The organism is Burkholderia ubonensis subsp. mesacidophila (genome assembly GCF_002097715.1).
Lineage (GTDB): Bacteria > Pseudomonadota > Gammaproteobacteria > Burkholderiales > Burkholderiaceae > Burkholderia > Burkholderia mesacidophila.
Window position 1 is genome coordinate 382,364 of the sequence record NZ_CP020738.1, and the last position, 18,519, is coordinate 400,882.

Sequence of the window (18,519 nt, forward strand, 5' to 3'; positions counted from 1 at the left end):
GTTCGCCTACCCTTCGCTACGGCAAAGTGCGGACGACAGGGGACAACCCTGCGACGTTGCCGACCAAACCTATTAGATACGAGACAAACCTGACGACGGCCCAAGGCGACCGTTTCAGCATGCTGATAAAGGAGCAAGCTCATGAGTGATACCCCGGTGCAGCCGGCCGCCGGCGTCGGCGCGCAAGCGGAGTTCGGCGCGAACGGCGCCATCGACCGATACTTCGGGATTTCGGCGCGCGGCAGCACGCGGCGCCGCGAAATCGTCGCGGGCATCACCACCTTCCTGGCGATGGTCTATTCGGTGTTCGTCGTGCCCGGCATGTTCGGCAAGGCCGGCTTCGACGCGAGCGCCGTGTTCGTCGCCGTGTGCCTGACGACGGCGTTCGGCTCGCTGCTGATGGGCCTGTGGGCGAAGCTGCCGATCGCGATCGGCTGCGCGATCTCGCTCACCGCCTTTACCGCGTTCGGCCTCGTGCTCGGCAAGGGCCTGCAGCCGGCGGTCGCGCTCGGCGCGGTGTTCCTGATGGGGCTCGTGTTCACCGGCATTTCCGTCACCGGCGTGCGCTCGTGGATCCTGCGCAACCTGCCCGCGGGCGTCGCGCACGGCACGGGGATCGGCATCGGCCTGTTCCTGCTGCTGATCGCGTCGAACGACGTCGGCCTCGTCGTCAAGAACCCGGGCGCCGGCCTGCCGGTGTCGCTCGGCCACATTACCGCGCTGCCGGTGATCATGTCGGTGATCGGGCTCGCCGCGATCTTCGGGCTGGAAAAGCGTCGCGTGCCGGGCGGGATCCTGCTCGTCGTGATCGCGATCTCGGCGTTCGGCCTCGCGTTCGATCCGGCCGTGAAGTACCGCGGCGTGTTCGCGCTGCCGTCGCTGAGCGCGCCGGGCCACGCGTCGCTGATCGGCGCGATGGACATCAAGGGCGCGCTGTCGCTCGCGGTGCTGCCGAGCGTGCTGGCGCTCGTGATGACCGCCGTGTTCGACGCGACCGGCACGATCCGCGCGGTCGCGGGGCAGGCCGGCCTGCTCGACGAGAAGGGCCGCATCATCAACGGCGGCCGCGCGCTGACCGCGGACTCGGTGAGCTCGATCTTCTCCGGCTTCCTTGGCGGCGCGCCGGCGGCGGCCTACATCGAATCGAGCGTCGGCGTGGCCGCCGGCGCGAAGACGGGCCTTGCGGCCGCGGTGGTCGGGCTGCTGTTCCTGGTCGTGATGTTCTTCTCGCCGATCGCGGCGCTGGTGCCGTCGTATGCGACCGCGCCCGCGCTGATGTATGTCGGCCTGCTGATGCTCGGCAGCGTGAGCAAGCTGCACATGGACGACATGGTCGACGCGATGTCGGGGCTCGTGTGCGCGGTCTTCATCGTGCTGACCGCGAACATCGTGACGGGGATCATGCTCGGGTTCTCGACGCTTGTGATCGGGCGGGTTGCGAGCGGGGAGGTTCGGAAACTCAATGTCGGGACGGTGAGTATCGCGGCGGTGCTTGTCGTGTTCTATCTTGGGGGGTGGGCGATCTGACGTTTGGTTGCGCGCATGGTCGCAGGCGAGATCGCGGTAGCGGAGTGAGTGGAGCGCATCTCCTCCGCCATCCGGTTCGCTTGATCATGGCGTTTACCTAACATGCCGTGCCGCCCTTGACACGCAGGGTTTGGGTCGCGCCCCTGTGGGTGACTGTCAGGAAACCGGTTTGTTCGGTCGAATCGGCTTGCTCATTCGTGGCGCCATTCCTGAGCGTCTCGATCACCCGAGTGGTGTGCGACGTATCTTCGAACACATGGGTGTACCGGAGCACACCCTCGGCGCTCGACTCATCCACCTTGCTTGCGGTCAAATGCACTCGGGTGAGCGTGCCATCAATCCGAATGAAGCCGGTTCCTTCGGTGTCCGAGCTACTATCACGGAAGACGGGCCCAGCCGACTCTGGCGCCCCCTCACGCGTCAATTCGGTCGTGCAGCCGTTCAGCTCATTTTCACCGTCGTCGAGCGAAAGCGTATCGACTGAAAGGGCGCGAGGCGACGGGGGTGTCGATGACTCCGGCTGCGCCGTTCCAGCGTGATAAGCGGCGGCATGAGATGGTGTTGCCGAATGGTCGTTGCAGGCCGTGAGCGAACTCGCTGCGCCGCACAGCACCAGCAACAGCGGGATGATTTTTTTTCTTGGCATGGATGGATGGGCTGAATATTCGAGGCTTGAGAGATTTGGGAATCCCGGTGCCTATCAAACTTACGTAGCGCCCGCAGCCGTCATCGGTGGCGGATAAGCGGAAGGCGACAGGTTTCGAAGCACCATGCGATCAAGCTCGGCTCGCGCATGCGCAATTTTCGCGTCGGCTGCAACGATTCTCTTTTGGTGGCGATAACGCGCCACGAGAACCGAACCGATTATCACCAGACCGAAGACGACATTCGCAACGGCCGGCGTATTGTCCGCCAGCTGGCCGGCCACGGTACCCACGATCGCCCCGGCAAGCACGCCGAACGCAGCAGCCAAGATGCCATCGACGATCCAGTTCTTCGAAGGGTATTTGAGCCGGGCGACATTGAGTGCGACGACGGCATCCACCATGCCTTCCACCTTGCCCTGTACGGTATCAAGCTGGTCCTCGATGACCTCCATCAGGCGACGGGCACGCTCCTTGTCCGATTTGGCAAGCACACCGGCGCTGGAATAGGTATTCAGGATGCGTTCCACTTCTTTCCAGGTGGCGTCCAGATCGGTTGAAACCAGACCTTCTTCCCGCAGATAGTTCCACCCGGTATCGACATCGTTGAGGTCGACGTAGGTGCCGTACGTTGCACAGCACTCGAAAACCGCAAATGCGCGACGTAGCGCAAGGTCAGTGGTGAAGTTGTCATTGGCTCGCGACCGCTGGCTTTTCGCCATGTCGATCGTCGAATTGCTTGATGATTCGCTGCGTTTTCCGAATCCGAATCCCATGCGCGTCCTTCATTTGTTTGGAGGCCGGGATTCAACATGTTGAGATTTCCCGACCGGCCAATTTTACGACAGTTGCATTTGCACATTCTCTCGCGCCTGGCCGGCCTGGAACCTGCGCGCGGGCGCGCAGTCAGAAGGCCTTTCAAACTGCAGAGTCGAGGCTCGAATGAATCGAATTTTTCGCGGATTGGCGTTGACGGCGGCGCTGGCCGGTGTGGCAGGGCTCGCCGCGTGTGAAACCAGCGCAGGCAACGTGCAGGCATCCGCGGCGCGGCCGGCGGACGGCCGGCCGGTCACGAAAACCGTCTACGTCGCGCCGCAAACAAAACGCTGCGTCGGCGTCGCGCCGATGGAATGCCTGCAGGTGCGCGACCGGCCCGACAGCGCGTGGAGCCTGTGGTACGCGGGCATCGAAGGCTTCGACTTCAAGCCGGGCTTCCGTTACGAACTCGAGATCGACGAATACAAGGTCGCGCAGCCGCCGGCCGACGGCTCGTCGATCCGCTGGGTGCTGAAGCGCGTCGTGTCGCGCACCCCGGCGAGCGAGTGACGCGCACGGGTGTCGTTGCATGTGCGGCTATCCGCCGAACGCGGTGACGATCGCGTCGATCGTCACGCGGATGCGCGCGGTGTGCCGCAGGTCCTGATGCGTGACGAGCCAGATTTCGTATTGCGCATCGTTCGAGCGATCGGGCCAGACGCGCACGAGGCCGTCGCGTTCGGCCATCGGCACCGGTAGCTCGCAGAGGCCGAGGCCGGCCTTCAGCGCCGCGCGCAGCGTCAGGTTCGTGTTGAGCCGCGCGACGATGCGGCCGTCCGTCAGCGGTTCCCCGATGAACGACGGCGCGCGCGCCTTCGCGAAATGCGGCTGGTAGACGACCAGATCGTGCCCGGCGAACCGCTCGCCCGGCACCGGTTCGCCGTGGCGCCGCACATAGTCGGGTGACGCGAACAGCCCGACTTCCCAGCTCGCGAGCCGGCGCGCGAGCAGGTCCGGGTTGCGCGGCTTGACGGTCCGGATCGCGATGTCGGCTTCGCGCTTCGCGAGATTGAGCACCTGCGTCGTCGTGTCGAGCAGCACCGACACGTCCGGATGCGTCGCATGCAGCCGCGCGATCGCCGGCATCACGTATTCCTGCGCGAGCGCGTCCGTGGTCGACAGCTTCACTTCGCCGGCCAGGCGCTTGTCGACGCCTTGCGTGTGGCGCACGAGGTCGTGCGCGGACTGTTCCATCGCTTCGGCCGCGCGGATCGCGATCCTGCCGACCGGCGTCAATTCATAGCCGTTCGACGTGCGCAGGAACAGCGTCGCGCCGAGCGCGTGCTCGAGCGCGGCGAGCCGGCGGCCGACCGTCGCCTGGTCGATATCGAGCGCGCGCGCGGCGGCGCGCAAGGTCCGTTCCCGATGAAGCGCGACGAAAATGCGCGCGTCGTCCCAGTTCATGTCGCCCCCGGCGTGATGCAAATTTGCATCATACGATCGGCAATTCGCTGCGTGTCAAGCGCGCGGCGCGTCACTACACTTTTTTCAACCGATGCGGCGATTCGGCGTGTGGATCGAATCCGCCGCGCATCCGGACTTTCGAAAAAGGTGAAGTCGTGTCGAACGTAACGCAAGCCCTTCCCGCGGCGATGACCGCGATCGAGATCACGCAGCCGGGCGCGCCCGACGTGCTGGCGCCCGTGCAGCGGCCGGTGCCTGCGCCGGCCGCCGACGAAGTGCTGATCCGCGTGCACGCGGCCGGCGTGAACGGCCCCGACCTGCTGCAGCGCAAGGGGTTGTACGATCCGCCGCCGGGCGCGTCGGACATTCCTGGCCTCGAAATCGCGGGCGAGATCGTCGCCGTCGGGCGCGACGTGACCCGGTTAGCGATCGGCGAACGCGTCTGCGCGCTGATCACGGGCGGCGGCTATGCGGAGTACGCGGTGGCGCACGAAAGCAATGCGCTGGCGATTCCCGACGGCCTGTCGATGGTCGAAGCGGCCGCGCTGCCCGAGACCTTCCTGACGGTGTGGCTGAACATGTTCCAGCGCGGCCGGTTCGCGGCGGGCGACAGCGTGCTGATTCACGGCGGCGCGTCCGGCATCGGTACCACGGCAACGATGCTCGCGAAGGCGTTCGGCGCGTCGACGATCATCACGACAGTCAGTTCCGACGCGCAGCGCGACGCGAGCCGCGCGCTCGGCGCCGACGTCGCGGTCAATTACCGGAACGAGGATTTCGTCGACGCAGCGATGCGCGCGACGAATGGGCGCGGCGTCGACGTGATCGTCGATATCGTCGCCGGCGATTACGTCGCGCGGAATTACGCGGTGGCCGCGATGAACGGCCGCATCGTGCAGATCGGCGTGATCAAGGGGCCGGCGCAGTCGCTCGACCTGTTCCCGATGCTGACGAAGCGCATCACGCACCTTGGCTCGACGCTGCGTTCACGCTCACCGGAGGAAAAGGCGGCGCTGATCGAGGATCTCGAACGGGCGGTGTGGCCGCACATCCGTAGCGGCGTGGTGAAGCCGCTGATCGACCGGACCTTCGATCTCGACGATGCGCACGCCGCCCACGCGTTGATGGAGTCGAGCGCGCACATCGGCAAGGTCGTGCTGACGACCGCGGCGGCGCGCGCCGCGTAAACGGCCGCGCCGCTCGCGCGTGCGCTCAGCAGTGGCCGAGCGGCGCGGTCGAGCGCGCGACGTCGGCGATCCGCACGCAGCGGGACATGCCGTAGATTTCGGCCTCCCGGCGCTCGTGCTCGCTGCTGGCGACCGCCGCCGCACATTCCCGCGGCACGCCGAGCGCCTGCAGCGCGACGTCGTACGGATGCTGGCTCGCGTCGATGGACGGCTGGCCGGCATCCGCGACGACGACCGAGAAGCGGTCGAGGCTCGCCGTGCCGAACTGCCCTTCGAACAGCGCGCTGAACCGCGCCGCCGGCAAGGTCGTCACGAGGCCCAGGCGATAGCCTTCCGCCGAAGCCTGATCGAGCCACTGCAGGATGGTCTCGCGCTGCTGCTGCGATTCGCGCGAGTCGGGGGTCGCTTCGATTTGTTCAAACGCTGCGTCGAGTCTGGTGACGATGGCTTCGATGACCACGGGTGTTTCCTTTTGAGAGACGTGATGGTCCGCTCGCTGACGGGAATGCCACGACCTTATCGTCGAAACGGAACACAAAACCAATTAATCTTTTTGTTCGACTCATAAGGTTCGACTGATATCTCGATTTTGCGATTTCGCGTGCGTATCGGCGTCCTGACGTATTGCCGACACGGCTTGCAACGATATGCGGCATTGCTTCATTCGCAGTGCGTGCCGCGCACACGAAAAGTGCATCGGTTCGCACAGAACCGGTGCACTTCTCATGGCTGCCGTCGATTCAATGCAGCTTGATCGACGGCTGGTTGCGACGCTGCAGCCAATGGCCGAACGCTTGAAGCAACGCGCGCGTCACGCCGTGCACGCTGAACAGGTGCTTGCGATAGAGAAAACGGTACAGGCCGGACGCGGCGAGACCGTCGACGATCAGCGAGCGCGAGCGCATGCCGAGCTCCGCCTGATAGACCGCGCCGGCCTGGCCGAGCGACACGACGGTGCCGGCGTCGCGGAACGTGAAGCCGGCCACCGGCTTGCCGGACAGCCGTCGCGCGAATGCGTGGCTCAGGTACACGGCCTGCTGGTGCGCGACCTGCGCGCGCGGCGGCAGGAAGCCGTGCGCGCCCGCGGACGGGCAGGCCGCGCAATCGCCGAACGCGAACACGTGCGGATCGTCCGGCGTTTGCAGCGTGTCGGTCACGATCACCTGGTTCGCATTGTTGAGCGCGATGTCGCCAATCGTCCGCAGCATTGCGGGGCCGGCCACGCCGGCGGCCCAGATCGTGATGTCGCTTGCGAGCCGTTCGCCGGTCGCGGTCACGATCGCGTCCAGTCCGACTTCCGCGACGCGCGTGCTCGTCAGCACGTCGACGTGCAACTCGCGGAGCTGCGCGTGCATGCGTGCGGAGAGGCGTTCGTCGAGCACCGGCAGCACGCGCGGGCCGCCTTCGATCAGGCGGATGCGGACGTCGCGATCCGGGCTCAGCGCCTTGAAGCGATAGGCCGCGAGCTGATCGACCGCATGCGTGAGCGCGGCGGCGAGCTCCACGCCGGTCGCGCCTGCGCCGATCACGTTGATGCAGACGGGCGGCGCGCGCCGGTCCGGCTGCCGTTCCGCGAGATGGTTGGCCTTCGCGCACGCGGCGAGGAACTTGCGGCGAAAATCCTCGGCCTGCTCGACGTTTTCGAGCGGGAGCGCATGGCGGGACGCGCCCGGCACGTTGAAGAAGTTCGTCACGCTGCCGACCGCGAGCACCAGATCGTCGTAGTGCACGTCCCGCGGCGGCAGGATTTCCGAGCCGTCGCCGTCGAGCACGGCGCCGATCGTCGCGACGCGCCGCACCCGGTCCACGCGCTGCAGCTCGCCCTGAACGAACTGGAAGCCGTGCCGCTTCGCTTGCGCCGCGTATTCGATCGTGTGGCTCGCCGGGTCGCGATGCCCGGAGGCCGCCTCGTGCAGCAGCGGCTTCCAGAAATGCGTCGGAGAACGATCGACGAGCACGATGTCCGCCAGGCCGCGCCGCCCGACGGCGTCGCCGAGGCGCGTCGCCAGTTGCAGGCCGCCGGCGCCGCCGCCGACGATCACGATGCGTGGAACGCGCGTCGCGCGATCCGTTGCTGGGGGGAAGAGGGGCATGGCCATGAGAGGCTCCTCGTTGTTGTCGATACGGATGACAGATTTCGAGATACGACGATATAGTTCGGCATCCGCTCAGACAATTTAATGTTTATCGCCGACCCATATGTATTCACTTATAGGAAAGACCGCGACGTTCCGGCAGCTGAAGGCGCTGGACATGATCGCGCGGCTGGGCAGCGTGTCGCGCGCCGCGCAGGAACTGAACCTGACGCAGCCGGCCGTGTCGCTGCAGGTCCGGCTGCTGGAGGAGTCGGTCGGCGCGGCGCTGCTGCAGCGGGTGGGGCGCGGCGTGCAGCTGACCGCGGCGGGCGAGATCGTCGCGCGTTATGCGCGCGAGATCCTGCATCTGTGGAGCGAGGCGGGCGACGAAGTGGCGGCGCTGACCGGCGAGCTCGGCGGCACGCTGCGGATCGGCGCGATCACGACGGCCGAGTACCTGATTCCGCCGTTGCTCGTCAAGTTCACGGCGACGCGGCCGCACGTGAAGACGTATTTCAAGGTCGGCAACCGCGACGACATCATCCGCATGCTCGCCACCCATGAAATCGATCTCGCGGTGATGGGGAGCCCGCCGAAGGAGCTGCGCACCCACGCCGTCGAGTTCGCGAAGCATCCGATGGTGTTCGTCGCGGCGCCGGGACATCCGCTGATGCAGCGCAAGCGCGTGTCGCTGAAGGATCTCGAATCGGCGCACCTGCTGGTGCGCGAGCGCGGCGCCGGCACCCGGACCACCGTGGAGAGCCTGTTCAAGTCGTCGGGGTTCAAGTTTCATGTGGGCTCCGAACTGTCGAGCAACGAGGCGATCAAGCAGATGGCCGAGGCCGGGCTCGGCGTCGCATTCCTGTCGCTGCATGCGTGCGCGCTCGAATTGCGCACGGGCCTGCTGGGCCAGCTGCCGTTTCCCGGCAACCCGATCGAGCGCGAATGGGTCGTGGTGACGCTGGCCGACCGGCGGATCTCGCAGGTGAACGGGCTGTTCCGCGATTTCCTGATCAAGCAGGGCGCGCCCGTCATCGACGGCGCGACGGTGGCGCCCCACGAGCGGCGCCGCAAGTAAGGAGCGCCGCTCATCGGTTTTTCCGATGACTGAAATCGCCGCGACGTCCCTACTCGCGCGCACGGCCGCCGGCTACCGTGACGATTCCGTTACTGCCGAGGCCACACATGTCCAAGCTGAACCTGAAACTGTTGGGTCCGTGCCTGCTCGCGATCGCGATCGACGCGATGGGGTTCGGGCTCGTGTACCCGATCATGGCGGCGATCTTTTCCGATCCGCGCTCGGGCGTGATCGGCGCCGACACGCCGGCGCACCTGCGCAACTTCTACCTGGGGCTCGGGTACGGCGTCTATCCGTTCTTCATGTTCTTCGGCTCGTCGCTGATGGGCGAGCTGTCCGACCGCTACGGCCGCCGCCGGATCATGCTGCTGTGCGTGTTCGGCCTCGCGTTCGGCTACCTGCTGATGGCGCTCGGCGCGCTGCTGCCGAGCATCGCGCTGCTGCTGGCCGGGCGCGGTCTCACCGGCCTGATGGCCGGCTGCCAGGGCATCGCGCAGGCAGCGATCGCCGATCTCAGCACGCCGGAGAACAAGGCGTACAACATGAGCATCATGTCCGTCGCGTTCAGCGCGGGCGTGATCGTCGGCCCGGTGCTCGGCGGCCTGACGTCGGACCGCACGATCGCGCCGTTCTTCAACTACGGCACGCCGTTCCTGCTGGTCGCCGCGCTCGGCGTCGCCTGCGGGCTGTGGACGGCGCGCTGCTATCGCGACGCCGTCGCGCCGGCCGGCGGCGCGCGCATCGACCTGCTGCTGCCGGTGCGGATCATCTGCGAGGCCGGTGCGCACGGCCGCGTCGCGTGCCTGTCGGTCGTGTTCTTCCTGATGCAGGTGGGCTACGGGCTGTATCTGCAGACCATCATGCTTGCGCTGCAGACGCGCTTCCAGTACACGAGCGCGCAGCTCGGCCTGTTCAGCGGCCTGATCGGCCTGAGCTTCGTGTTCGGGCTCGTGGTCGTCGTGCGGCTGATGCTGAAGGTGTGGGGCGTCGTCGAGATCGCGAGGACGGGGCTGCTCGTCGCCGGTGTGGGCCAGCTGCTGTCGGCGCTGTTCCCGCATGAAGGCGCGCTGTGGGCGCTCGGGATGGTGGTCGGCTGCTTCGACATGGTCGCCTATACGACGATGTACACCGCGTACTCGGACGCCGTCCCCGAGGACCGCCAGGGCTGGGCGCTCGGCGTCGCGGGCTCGGTGATGGCGATCGCGTGGGTCGTGACGGGCTTCCTGACCAACCTGCTGCCCGTGCTGGGCGAGCTCGGCCTGCTGACGGCGGGCGGCCTGAGCTTCGTGCTGAGCTTCGCGGTGATGACGGCGTACGGCCGACGCTGGGGCGCGCCGCCGGTGCGGGCCGGCGTGCAACGCGTATAGTGCGCGGACACGGCGCGTGCCGTTCACTGCCACTACCGGGGAACCTATGGATTTGCTGTCCGCGATGCGCATCTTCGTGCGGGTGGTCGAGCGCGGCAACCTGTCGCGCGCCGCGCGGGATCTCGGCCTCGGCCAGCCCGCCGTCAGCGATCGCATCGAGCGGCTCGAACGGCATCTCGGGGTCCGGCTGCTCCTGCGCAGCACGCGCGCGGTGTCGTGCACGGACGAAGGCGCGCTGTTCTACCAGAAGAGCAAGGTCGTCCTCGACGCGGCGGACGAAGCGCAGGCCGCGGTGACGCCCGGCGACGACGCCGTGCGCGGGTGCATCCGGATCGCCGCGCCGCACGGGATCGGCGAGGTCGTGCTGCCCGGCGTGCTGGCGGCCATCCGCGAACGGCATCCGAAGCTGCAGATCGATCTCGTGCTGAACGACGCCGTCACCGACCCGGTGACCGAGGGCGTGGACATTTCGCTGCGGCTCGGCGAGCTCGGGACCGGCAACTTCGTCGCGCGCCGGCTCGGCCACGTGCGCCGCGTGCTGGTCGCGGCGCGCGCGTATGTCGACGCGCACGGCCGGCCGGCGCAGCCGGCCGATCTCGCCGCGCATCCGTTCATCCGCGTGGCGGGACTGTTCGCCGACGGTCAGCTGCGGCTCGCGCGCGCGTCGGACGCGCCGCGGCCGACGCCGATCGATATCGTCGTCAGCACGAGCCATTGGCGGCCCGCCTACGAGATGCTGGTCGGCGGCGCGGGCATCGGCGTGCTGCAGGAACCGGTGTGCGGCGACGCACTGGCGAGCGGGCGGCTCGTCGAGCTGCTGCCCGGTCATACGGTGCCGGGCTTCGAGCTGCACGCGCTGTATCCGGTCGCGCGGTCGGTTTCGGCGAAAACGCAGGCCGTGATGAAGATCCTGGAAGTGCATCTGCATCCGGCGTTCGCGGCGGACGCGGCGCGGTTGCGCGAAGCTTGAGCGCGCGCCGCGTCAGGCGCCCGCGGGGTTCCACTGGCGATACCGCTGCGTCAGCCTGCGCGTGCGGAGCTGGTCGAGCACGAGGCTCAGGACCGGCGAGTAACGACGCCGCGGTTTCTGTCCCGCCCCGATCGCGCGCAGGCTGCGCTTGACGAGCGCCATCGTGGCCAGCCCGGCGGCGGCCTTGTCGCGCCACCGGACGTGCACGGCGGGCGCGTCGATCACCTGACCGTCGCGCCAGCGCTGCGGCAGGTCCGGGACGGACGCCAGCGCGGTCGCCATGCCGACCACCGCGACGCCTTGCTCAAGCACGGCTTGCGCAACGGGTTGCCGGCGAATGCCGCCGGTCGTCATCACCGGCATCCGGGCGACCGCGGCGATGTCGCGCGCGAACGAGAGGAAATAGGCTTCGCGCGCGAGCGTGCGGCCGTCCGCGGTGCGGCCCTGCATCGCCGGGCTTTCGTAGCTGCCGCCGGACAGTTCGACGAGATCGACCGGCAGTTCGTTGAGCTGCAGCACGATCTGCTTCGCGTCGTCCTCGGAAAACCCGCCGCGCTGGAAGTCCGCGGAATTGAGCTTGACCGCGACGCTGAACGCGGCGCCGACTCGCGCGCGCACTGCGCGCACGACCGACATCAGCAGCCGCGCGCGGTTTTCCGGCGAGCCGCCCCAGTCGTCCTGGCGCCGGTTGGTCAGCGGCGACAGGAACTGCGAGATCAGGTAGCCGTGCGCCGCATGGATCTGCACGCCGTCGAAGCCGGCCGCCTCGGCCGCCGCCGCGGTGTCGGCGAAGCGCTCGATCACCTCGTGGATCTCGGCTTCGGTCATCTCGCGCGGCGTCGCGATCAGCTTGCTGTGCCGGCCGAGGTCGACCGGCACGGCGGACGGCGCCCAGCCGTCGCGGCCCATCGCCGCCAGCACCTGTCGCCCGGGATGGTTGATCTGCATCCACACGCGCGCGCCGTGCCGGCGCGCCGCGGCCGTCCACGCGCGGAACGGCTCGAGCGGCGTGTTGCGCTCCAGCACGACGCCGCCCGGGCCGGTCAGCGCGCGTCCATCGATCATCACGTTGCCGGTGATCAGCAGGCCTGCGCCGCCCGCGCCCCACGCGGCGTACAGGCGCTGCAGCGCTTTGCCGGGCAACTGGCCCGGGTCGGCCATGTTTTCCTCCATCGCGGCCTTCGCGATGCGGTTGGGCAGGGTGGCGCCGTTGGGCAGCGTCAGCGGGGTAAAGAGCGATGTCGTCATGGGAAGACCTGTTCGGTACGCGTGATCGGCCTATACTAGGTTTCAAGTCGACTTGAAGGTCAAGCACTATGAAAATCGGGGAATTGGCCGCACGGACCGGCATGACGACGTCCGCCATCCGCTTCTACGAACAGAGCGGCCTGCTGCCGCCGGCCGGCCGCGGCGCGAACGGCTACCGGATCTACGACGAGGCCGCGGCGGAGCGGCTGCGGCAGATCCAGCTCGCGCAGCGGCTCGGCTTCTCGCTGGACGAAATGCGCGGCGTCGCCGAGGACATGGACGCGTTCGCGAAGGAGGGCCTGCTCGTGCGCATCGACGAACGGTTGCGCGAGATCGACGCGCTGCGCGCGAAGCTGGACGGGCAGCGCGGGGAGCTGCAGCGGATCCGCGACACGCTCCAGGCCGAGTGGGAGGCCGGGCGGTGTCTCAAGGTGGAAGCGTTGCAGGCGGAAGCGCCGGCGGCGGCCGCGAAGGGCCGGCGCGCCCGGCGGCCGGCGCCTTCGCCCGATTTCGGCGGGCGCAGGAAAGCGGCCGGCAATCTGTAGCGCGTTGCGCCCGGGTCGCGCGGCGATGGCCGACGCGGTTCCGTGCGATCGCTTTTCGGCGGCGCGGGTCAGTTGATCCGGTCGATCGTGTCAACGGCGCTTGCCAGCACCGCGCGCGCCTTGTCGCGCCGCCGCCGTGCGAGCCGTTCCGCGCCCGTCTGCCGTTCGTGCTCGCCGGCGATGAACGCCTGGATGTCGGGGAGCCGGCGGATCGTGCCGCGCGAGCCCCACTGGCCATCCGGCATCTCCATCGGAAAGACCCATACGCGCGGCGCGACGTCCTCGTGCGTGCCGCCTTCGGCGCGCACGACGGCCGCGGTGATCTCCCTGACGAGCGTTTCCCGAGCGGCGTCCGTGTATTGCCCTTCCGGCACCGTCGGCACGATCCGGTAGCGCGGCCGCGTCGACGGCACACCGCCCACGAACGTGGCGGCGGGGCGGTGCAGGAAGAGCACGGACACGCTTTGCGCGTTCGCGTTGTCCGGCTCGAAGCCTTCGGCCCGCAGCAGGATGTCCGTCATCTCCTTGAGCAGGCGCGCCTCGGCTTCGGGCGTCAACGCGTCCTGCGGAATCAGTGCGTCGATCATAGGCATGTCGATGGTCCTTCGTCAGTGGTTGGGACGAGGCCATCATCGCGCTTGCGCCGCGTCGCGGCGAGTGGCAGGATCGCCATTCTCCAAGGGAATTCAGACAGCATGGCCATCGTCCGCATCTGGGTCTACGACGGGATCCTGGCGTCCGGCGTCGCCGGCCCGATCGACGTGTTCAACGCCGCGAACAGCCTGGGCGCGGGCGACCTTAAGTCGTCGCGGGAGCTCGTCTGGCGCGTCGAGTCGCTCGACGGTCTCCCGGTGCGCGCCGCCTCCGGCCAGGCCATCGCGGTGGACGGGCGCATCGACGCCCGCAAGCGCGCCGACGCGATCCTCGTGACCGCGCCGTTCGTCGCCGACATGGACACGTTCCTCGCCCGCGCCGACCAGGTGCGCGCGCTGTCGTCCGCGCTGCGCCGCCAGCATCAGGCCGGCGCGCTGCTCGCGTCCTATTGCACCGGCAGCTATCTGCTGGCCGAGGCCGGGCTGCTCGACGGCCGGATTGCGACGACCCACTGGGCGAGGGCGACGGATTTCCTGCGGCGCTACCCGAAGGTCGAACTGCGCGCGCATGAAGTCCTGACGGAGCAGGCCGGCATCGTGTGCAGCGGCGCGGTGACGTCGTATCTCAACCTGGCGCTGCGCGTCGTCGAACGGCTCGCCGATCCGCTGCTGGCGGCGCGCGTCGCGAAGCTGCTGCTGATCGACGTCAATCGCGCATCGCAGGCGTCGTACGCGACGCTGCTCGACGACCACGGGCATACCGACCCGCTCGTCGCGCGGGCGCAGCGCCGGATGGAGGCGACGCTGCGGCAACGGTTCCGGCTGGCCGACCTCGCCGCCGAGCTGGCCGTCAGCGAGCGGACGCTCAACCGGCGGTTCCGGCAGGCGGTGGGCGATGCGCCGCTGGGGTATCTGCAGACGCTGCGCGTCGAGGTCGCCAAGCGCTTGCTGGAGGCGGGCAACGTCAGCCTCGATGCGATCGGCGAGCAGGTCGGCTATGTCGATCTCAGCACGTTCCGGCAGCTGTTCAAGCGCAAGACGGGGCTGTCGCCGCGCGAGTACCAGCGCCGGTTCGCGCAATCGCTGGAACCCGGCGCGGCGGATGATGCCGTCGATCGTCCGGCGAGGCGGTAACGCACCTCAACCGATCCCGAAGTCGTCGTTGCTGTCCGGGATCGAATTCAGCAACGACTCGAACCATCGCCACCCGACGATGCCGAGCGCGAATGCGCCGGCTGCGGCGAATGCCGAGCGGACGGCCCGGGAACCGTTTCGCGGTTCTTTCCGCGGCGACTCGGGCGGCAGCGGGCCGGCGAACGCCGTTCGCCGCGAACAGCAGGATTGCATGACGGTCTCCGCAAGGGTCGAATGCCCCGATCGTAGCGAGCCGATCGCGCGCCCGCGCGCATGCAAGGATCGCGCGAACAGAATCGGATGATCGTTTTCGCGTCGTCGCACGACGCGCGGCCGGCGGCAAGCGCGCCGGCCGAATCGGCGTCACAATGCGCATTCGATTCGCGACTTGACGAGACGATGCGATGAGCGATGCAACTCCGGCCGCGCACCCGGACCCCGGCGTGCCGGTCATCCTGCGTTCCAGCGCCGAACGCGGCTGGCAAGGCTTCGGCGCGGCGCTGCTGGGCATTCGCGCGGGCACCCACCGGATTCCGGCGGCCGACTATCACCGGGTCGGCGTGCATGTCGGCGCGCCGGTGCGCGCGCACTGCGTGTGCGACGGGAGCCGGTCCGCGCGCATCCAGGCGCACGGCGACGCCGACGTGATCCCGGCCGGGCTGCCCGGCCAGTGGACCGACGACGGCGACTGCCGGATCCTGCGCATCTCGATCAGCGACGCGTTCGTGCGCGCGACCTTCGACCAGCTCGAACTCAAGCCGTCGCAGGCGCAGATCCGCCGGCGCATGCAGGTGCGCGACCCGCGCCTGCAGCACATCGCGTGGGCGCTGTCCGCCGAGCTGGAAGCGGACGACGCATCGGATCCGCTCTACGCCGAAAGCCTGTGCACGGCGCTGGTCGCGCGGCTCGTCGACGCCGCGCCGGCGTTGCGCGGCAGGCGGCACGCGCTCGCGCCGACGGCCGCCGCGCGCGTGATCGACTACATCGAGGGCAACCTCGAGCGGCGGCTGACGCTGTCCGAACTCGCCGCGCTGGTGGCGATCAGCGTGCCGCATTTCAAGGTGCTGTTTCGCGAGACGCTCGGCATGCCCGTGCATCAGTACGTCGTGCAGCGCCGCGTCGAGCGCGCGAAGGCGCTGCTGCTCGAAGGCCGGCTCAGCATCAGCCAGGTCGCGCTCGAAGCGGGATTCGCGCACCAGAGCCACATGGCGAACTGGATGAACCGCCTGCTCGGCGCGACGCCGCGCGAGATCGCCCGCTCGGCGGCAGCGACGGCGCAGGTCGCGTCGCGCGTCGCCGGCAGCGTCGGCGACGAACGATCCGCCCCGTACTGAATCCGCGCGCGGATCGCTAGCCGGCCTGTTGTCCTGCGTCGGTCCGCTCCGTGAATCCGGCGGCCGGGTTTGCCGCGCCGCCGGCGGACGTCGCCCGCCAGCCGAAAAATACCAGCACCGCGACGATCGCCTGCGCGCCGGCGATGAACGCGACGCAGCCCGCCCAGCCCCAGCGATGCCAGCCGGGCACCGGCAGGATCGAGCCGAGGCTGCCGCCGAAATAATAGAAGGACAGGTAGAGGCCGATCGCCGTCGATCGCGCGTCCGGCGCGCGCTGCGATATGAACGCATTGGCCGCCGCCTGCTCGACGAACACCGCGGTCGAGCTGAGCACGAGACCGGTCAGGATCACCGGGAGGCGGGCCGACAGCGTCAGCATCGCGCCGACGATCGCGAGCCCCGCGGCCGCGAGTGCAGGATCGCGCGGCCCGCGACGCGCGGCGACGCGTCCCGCGAGCGGCGTGACGACGACCGCGACGAGAAACACCGCGTAGATCGCGCCGATCGCGGCCGTATCGAAACCGAACGGCGCACGCGCGAGGCGCAGGCCGACGAACGTGAACGTGGCGACCTGCGACGCGAGCACGCACGCGCCGATCGCGAACGACGCGAGCAGCGGCCCGCGCGTGACGAGCTGCCATCGCGACGGTCCGGCGGCATCGTCCGGACGCGCGCCGCGCGACGCCGGCAGGCACGCATGGATCGCGACGCCGGTCGCGAGACACAGCACGGCGACGATGTCGAGCGCATGACGCCAGCCGAATGCGGACGTGAAGACGTTGGTGACGAAGCGGCCCGCGAAGCCGCCGAGCGTCGTGCCGGCGACGAACAGCGCGCTGACCTCCGTCGCTTCGGCGCGGCCGAAGGTCTCGCCGATGGCCGCGATCGAGATCGCGAAGATGAACGGCACCAGCACGCCCGCGGCAAACCGCGCGGCGAGAAACGACGGAAAGCTCGCCGCGTGCGCGGACCACGCCACCGGCAGCGCGACCGCCGTCGCGGCGCAGGCGATCACGGTGCGGCGCTCGAAGCGCGCGGCCAGCGCGCCGGCGAACGGAGCGATAATGGCGACGGCCAGCGTGGTCGCGCTGACGCCCTGGCCCGCGCGCTCCGCGCTCACGCCGAACGCGGCGGCGAGTTCGCGCAGGATGCCCTGCGTTGCATAGAGATCGAGAAAGGCTGCGAATCCGCACAGGAAGAAGGCGGTTCGGACGATGCGGTGGTTCACGGATGGACGCCCTGTCTGGTTCACGTGAGAAGTCTGACGATCGGGCCACGCGCGCGCCAATACAGTTTTCACCGTCATTGATACCGGAAAGACAAGAATGCTCGACCTGCGCCGCCTTCGCTATTTCGTGACCGTCGCGGACGAGTTGCATTTCGGGCGCGCGGCGCTGCGCCTGCACATCGCGCAGCCGCCGTTGACGCGCCACATCGCCGCCCTCGAAGCCGAGCTCGGCGTGCGGCTGTTCGAGCGGTCGACGCGCGCGGTCCGTCTCACGCCGGAAGGCGCGCTGTTTCTCGAACAGGCGCGCAGCGTGATGCAGGCGGTCGGCGACGCGGAAGCGACCGCGCGCAAGATGGCGCAGGGCATCGCCGGCCGCATCGTGATCGGCTATGCGAGTTCGATTCCGATGTCCGACGCATTTTCGACACTCGTCCGCGATGCGGGCCGCGGCATGCCGGACGTGGAGCTGGCGTTCCGGGAAGTATCGACCGCCGGCCAGCGCCAGCAGATCGCCGACGGCGCGATGGACATCGGGTTCGGCTGGTCCGCGGCGACGGCGCCCGATGCGCGCCTCCGGTCCCTCGTCGTCGCGCGCGAGCCGCTCGTCGCCGCGGTGCCCGCCCAGAGCGCGCACGCGGGCAACGCGACGATCGCGTTCGCCGACCTCGCGGCGGAGCCCTTCGTCACGTATCCGCCCGGATACGGTTCCGCGTTGAACGCGGCGCTGGACGATCTGTGCGAGCAGGCCGGCATTGCACCGCGCATGGGCCCGACCGCTTCGCAGATCACGACGCTGGTGTCGCTGGTGGCCGCGGAGCGCGGCGTCGCGATCGTGCCAGGCTTCACGTCGGCATTGCAGCGCCCGGGCGTCGCCTACGTGCCGCTGGCCGGCGCGCCGGTGCTCGAACAGACCGTCCTGTGGCGCGAGCCGTTTGCTTCGGCCTGCGTCGAGCGGTTCGTCGCGCTGGCGAAAGCGCTCGCGTGAACAGCCGCGTCAGGACAGCGCGTCGAGGTTGGTTCGATCGCCGGCCGTCGGCGGCGAGGAAATGACCAGGAACACGACTTCTTCCGTGGACGTATTGGCAAACCGGTGCTTGACGCCGGGCGGCACGTGCACGCCTTGCCCCGCGCCGAACGTCACCGAGCGGCCGTCGAACTGGAGGGTGGCCGTCCCGGAGAGGACGAAGAAGAACTGCCGCGCATGGGTATGAAAGTGCGCCACTTCGCCGGCGCCGGCCGGAACGCGCTCCTGAATGACGCTCAGGTCGGATTGCTTCAGCAGGTGCCACCCGTCGCAAACGGTCCCCCAGACATAGTGTTCCGAGGTCTCGTGCGATACAGCGGAGATTGCTTCGGTCATCAGACACTC

Annotated in this window: 20 protein-coding genes; 11 read left to right on the forward strand and 9 right to left on the reverse strand. The window is 68.6% G+C overall.

Translation table 11 applies throughout. The features are described from left to right. Positions 1-141 precede the first annotated feature (141 nt). The gene (locus B7P44_RS19245; RefSeq protein ID WP_084907312.1) at positions 142-1,527 is read left to right on the forward strand and encodes an NCS2 family permease; all 1,386 of its coding nucleotides are present in this window, start codon (positions 142-144) and stop codon (positions 1,525-1,527) included. Between the two features lie 97 nt (positions 1,528-1,624). Here the strand turns inward: B7P44_RS19245 and B7P44_RS36460 are convergent, their stop codons facing one another. Both B7P44_RS36460 and B7P44_RS19255 read right to left on the reverse strand, forming a co-directional pair. Continuing rightward, the gene (locus B7P44_RS36460) at positions 1,625-2,173 is read right to left on the reverse strand and encodes a hypothetical protein (protein WP_133117847.1); all 549 of its coding nucleotides are present in this window, start codon (positions 2,171-2,173) and stop codon (positions 1,625-1,627) included. Between the two features lie 60 nt (positions 2,174-2,233). Beyond that, positions 2,234-2,947, reverse strand: coding sequence for a hypothetical protein (locus B7P44_RS19255; RefSeq protein ID WP_133117848.1), 714 nt, complete (start codon positions 2,945-2,947; stop codon positions 2,234-2,236). A gap of 166 nt (positions 2,948-3,113) precedes the next feature. Here B7P44_RS19255 and B7P44_RS19260 point away from each other — a divergent pair, with 166 nt between their 5' ends. Then, positions 3,114-3,497, forward strand: a complete 384-nt coding sequence (locus B7P44_RS19260) for a DUF4377 domain-containing protein (RefSeq protein WP_084907318.1) — start codon at positions 3,114-3,116, stop codon at positions 3,495-3,497. A 27-nt stretch (positions 3,498-3,524) separates the two neighbouring features. Here the strand turns inward: B7P44_RS19260 and B7P44_RS19265 are convergent, their stop codons facing one another. Beyond that, positions 3,525-4,391 (reverse strand): LysR family transcriptional regulator, encoded by an 867-nt coding sequence (locus B7P44_RS19265; protein ID WP_084909907.1) that lies wholly within the window; start codon positions 4,389-4,391, stop codon positions 3,525-3,527. A 188-nt stretch (positions 4,392-4,579) separates the two neighbouring features. Here B7P44_RS19265 and B7P44_RS19270 point away from each other — a divergent pair, with 188 nt between their 5' ends. Continuing rightward, on the forward strand, positions 4,580-5,578 hold the full coding sequence (locus B7P44_RS19270) for an NAD(P)H-quinone oxidoreductase (protein ID WP_084909908.1): 999 nt from the start codon (positions 4,580-4,582) through the stop codon (positions 5,576-5,578). 25 nt (positions 5,579-5,603) lie between these two features. Here B7P44_RS19270 and B7P44_RS19275 read toward each other — a convergent pair whose 3' ends face one another. Then, complete coding sequence (locus tag B7P44_RS19275) at positions 5,604-6,038, reverse strand: HAD family hydrolase (RefSeq protein ID WP_084907320.1); 435 nt, start codon at positions 6,036-6,038, stop codon at positions 5,604-5,606. A 280-nt stretch (positions 6,039-6,318) separates the two neighbouring features. Beyond that, the gene (locus B7P44_RS19280; protein WP_088511499.1) at positions 6,319-7,677 is read right to left on the reverse strand and encodes an NAD(P)/FAD-dependent oxidoreductase; all 1,359 of its coding nucleotides are present in this window, start codon (positions 7,675-7,677) and stop codon (positions 6,319-6,321) included. A gap of 100 nt (positions 7,678-7,777) precedes the next feature. On the opposite strand from B7P44_RS19280, the gene B7P44_RS19285 reads away from it, so the two are divergent. From B7P44_RS19285 to B7P44_RS19295, 3 genes are all read left to right on the forward strand, one after another. Beyond that, complete coding sequence (locus B7P44_RS19285) at positions 7,778-8,731, forward strand: LysR family transcriptional regulator (protein ID WP_084907322.1); 954 nt, start codon at positions 7,778-7,780, stop codon at positions 8,729-8,731. 107 nt (positions 8,732-8,838) lie between these two features. Further along, on the forward strand, positions 8,839-10,098 hold the full coding sequence (locus B7P44_RS19290; RefSeq protein WP_084907324.1) for an MFS transporter: 1,260 nt from the start codon (positions 8,839-8,841) through the stop codon (positions 10,096-10,098). 46 nt (positions 10,099-10,144) lie between these two features. Then, positions 10,145-11,068: a LysR family transcriptional regulator gene (locus B7P44_RS19295; RefSeq protein WP_084907326.1), complete on the forward strand. Its 924-nt coding sequence runs from the start codon at positions 10,145-10,147 to the stop codon at positions 11,066-11,068. A 12-nt stretch (positions 11,069-11,080) separates the two neighbouring features. On the opposite strand, the gene B7P44_RS19300 is transcribed toward B7P44_RS19295, so the two are convergent. After that, positions 11,081-12,316 carry an NADH:flavin oxidoreductase/NADH oxidase family protein gene (locus B7P44_RS19300; protein WP_084907328.1) on the reverse strand — a complete coding sequence of 412 codons (1,236 nt, stop codon included), beginning with the start codon at positions 12,314-12,316 and terminating at the stop codon, positions 11,081-11,083. 68 nt (positions 12,317-12,384) lie between these two features. On the opposite strand from B7P44_RS19300, the gene B7P44_RS19305 reads away from it, so the two are divergent. Then, positions 12,385-12,861 carry a MerR family transcriptional regulator gene (locus tag B7P44_RS19305; protein ID WP_084907330.1) on the forward strand — a complete coding sequence of 159 codons (477 nt, stop codon included), beginning with the start codon at positions 12,385-12,387 and terminating at the stop codon, positions 12,859-12,861. A 68-nt stretch (positions 12,862-12,929) separates the two neighbouring features. Here B7P44_RS19305 and B7P44_RS19310 read toward each other — a convergent pair whose 3' ends face one another. Next, complete coding sequence (locus B7P44_RS19310) at positions 12,930-13,454, reverse strand: tautomerase family protein (protein WP_084907331.1); 525 nt, start codon at positions 13,452-13,454, stop codon at positions 12,930-12,932. 102 nt (positions 13,455-13,556) lie between these two features. On the opposite strand from B7P44_RS19310, the gene B7P44_RS19315 reads away from it, so the two are divergent. The 3 genes from B7P44_RS19315 to B7P44_RS19325 all read left to right on the forward strand — a co-directional run bounded on the left by B7P44_RS19315 (position 13,557) and on the right by B7P44_RS19325 (position 15,922). Next, positions 13,557-14,588 carry a GlxA family transcriptional regulator gene (locus B7P44_RS19315; protein ID WP_084907333.1) on the forward strand — a complete coding sequence of 344 codons (1,032 nt, stop codon included), beginning with the start codon at positions 13,557-13,559 and terminating at the stop codon, positions 14,586-14,588. Continuing rightward, entirely contained in the window at positions 14,557-14,892 is a 336-nt protein-coding gene (locus tag B7P44_RS36465) for a hypothetical protein (protein WP_157721081.1), read from the forward strand. Before B7P44_RS19315 ends, B7P44_RS36465 begins: the two co-directional genes overlap by 32 nt. A gap of 100 nt (positions 14,893-14,992) precedes the next feature. Next, positions 14,993-15,922: an AraC family transcriptional regulator gene (locus B7P44_RS19325; RefSeq protein ID WP_084907337.1), complete on the forward strand. Its 930-nt coding sequence runs from the start codon at positions 14,993-14,995 to the stop codon at positions 15,920-15,922. Positions 15,923-15,938: 16 nt separating this feature from the next. On the opposite strand, the gene B7P44_RS19330 is transcribed toward B7P44_RS19325, so the two are convergent. Further along, positions 15,939-17,150: an MFS transporter gene (locus tag B7P44_RS19330; RefSeq protein WP_084907339.1), complete on the reverse strand. Its 1,212-nt coding sequence runs from the start codon at positions 17,148-17,150 to the stop codon at positions 15,939-15,941. A 97-nt stretch (positions 17,151-17,247) separates the two neighbouring features. Between B7P44_RS19330 and B7P44_RS19335 the strand changes: the two genes are divergently transcribed. Then, entirely contained in the window at positions 17,248-18,135 is an 888-nt protein-coding gene (locus tag B7P44_RS19335; protein ID WP_084907341.1) for a LysR substrate-binding domain-containing protein, read from the forward strand. 9 nt (positions 18,136-18,144) lie between these two features. Here the strand turns inward: B7P44_RS19335 and B7P44_RS19340 are convergent, their stop codons facing one another. Beyond that, complete coding sequence (locus tag B7P44_RS19340; protein WP_205128721.1) at positions 18,145-18,510, reverse strand: cupin domain-containing protein; 366 nt, start codon at positions 18,508-18,510, stop codon at positions 18,145-18,147. Between the last annotated feature and the right edge of the window lie 9 nt (positions 18,511-18,519).

Bases quoted from the DNA above. Each gene is read 5' to 3' on its own strand.
- B7P44_RS19245 (WP_084907312.1), top strand. From the start codon at position 142: ATGAGTGATACCCCGGTGCAGCCGGCCGCCGGCGTCGGCGCGCAAGCG.
- B7P44_RS36460 (WP_133117847.1), bottom strand. From the start codon at position 2,173: ATGCCAAGAAAAAAAATCATCCCGCTGTTGCTGGTGCTGTGCGGCGCA.
- B7P44_RS19255 (WP_133117848.1), bottom strand. From the start codon at position 2,947: ATGGGATTCGGATTCGGAAAACGCAGCGAATCATCAAGCAATTCGACG.
- B7P44_RS19260 (WP_084907318.1), top strand. From the start codon at position 3,114: ATGAATCGAATTTTTCGCGGATTGGCGTTGACGGCGGCGCTGGCCGGT.
- B7P44_RS19265 (WP_084909907.1), bottom strand. From the start codon at position 4,391: ATGAACTGGGACGACGCGCGCATTTTCGTCGCGCTTCATCGGGAACGG.
- B7P44_RS19270 (WP_084909908.1), top strand. From the start codon at position 4,580: ATGACCGCGATCGAGATCACGCAGCCGGGCGCGCCCGACGTGCTGGCG.
- B7P44_RS19280 (WP_088511499.1), bottom strand. From the start codon at position 7,677: ATGGCCATGCCCCTCTTCCCCCCAGCAACGGATCGCGCGACGCGCGTT.
- B7P44_RS19285 (WP_084907322.1), top strand. From the start codon at position 7,778: ATGTATTCACTTATAGGAAAGACCGCGACGTTCCGGCAGCTGAAGGCG.
- B7P44_RS19290 (WP_084907324.1), top strand. From the start codon at position 8,839: ATGTCCAAGCTGAACCTGAAACTGTTGGGTCCGTGCCTGCTCGCGATC.
- B7P44_RS19295 (WP_084907326.1), top strand. From the start codon at position 10,145: ATGGATTTGCTGTCCGCGATGCGCATCTTCGTGCGGGTGGTCGAGCGC.
- B7P44_RS19300 (WP_084907328.1), bottom strand. From the start codon at position 12,316: ATGACGACATCGCTCTTTACCCCGCTGACGCTGCCCAACGGCGCCACC.
- B7P44_RS19305 (WP_084907330.1), top strand. From the start codon at position 12,385: ATGAAAATCGGGGAATTGGCCGCACGGACCGGCATGACGACGTCCGCC.
- B7P44_RS19310 (WP_084907331.1), bottom strand. From the start codon at position 13,454: ATGCCTATGATCGACGCACTGATTCCGCAGGACGCGTTGACGCCCGAA.
- B7P44_RS19315 (WP_084907333.1), top strand. From the start codon at position 13,557: ATGGCCATCGTCCGCATCTGGGTCTACGACGGGATCCTGGCGTCCGGC.
- B7P44_RS36465 (WP_157721081.1), top strand. From the start codon at position 14,557: ATGATGCCGTCGATCGTCCGGCGAGGCGGTAACGCACCTCAACCGATC.
- B7P44_RS19325 (WP_084907337.1), top strand. From the start codon at position 14,993: ATGAGCGATGCAACTCCGGCCGCGCACCCGGACCCCGGCGTGCCGGTC.
- B7P44_RS19335 (WP_084907341.1), top strand. From the start codon at position 17,248: ATGCTCGACCTGCGCCGCCTTCGCTATTTCGTGACCGTCGCGGACGAG.
- B7P44_RS19340 (WP_205128721.1), bottom strand. From the start codon at position 18,510: ATGACCGAAGCAATCTCCGCTGTATCGCACGAGACCTCGGAACACTAT.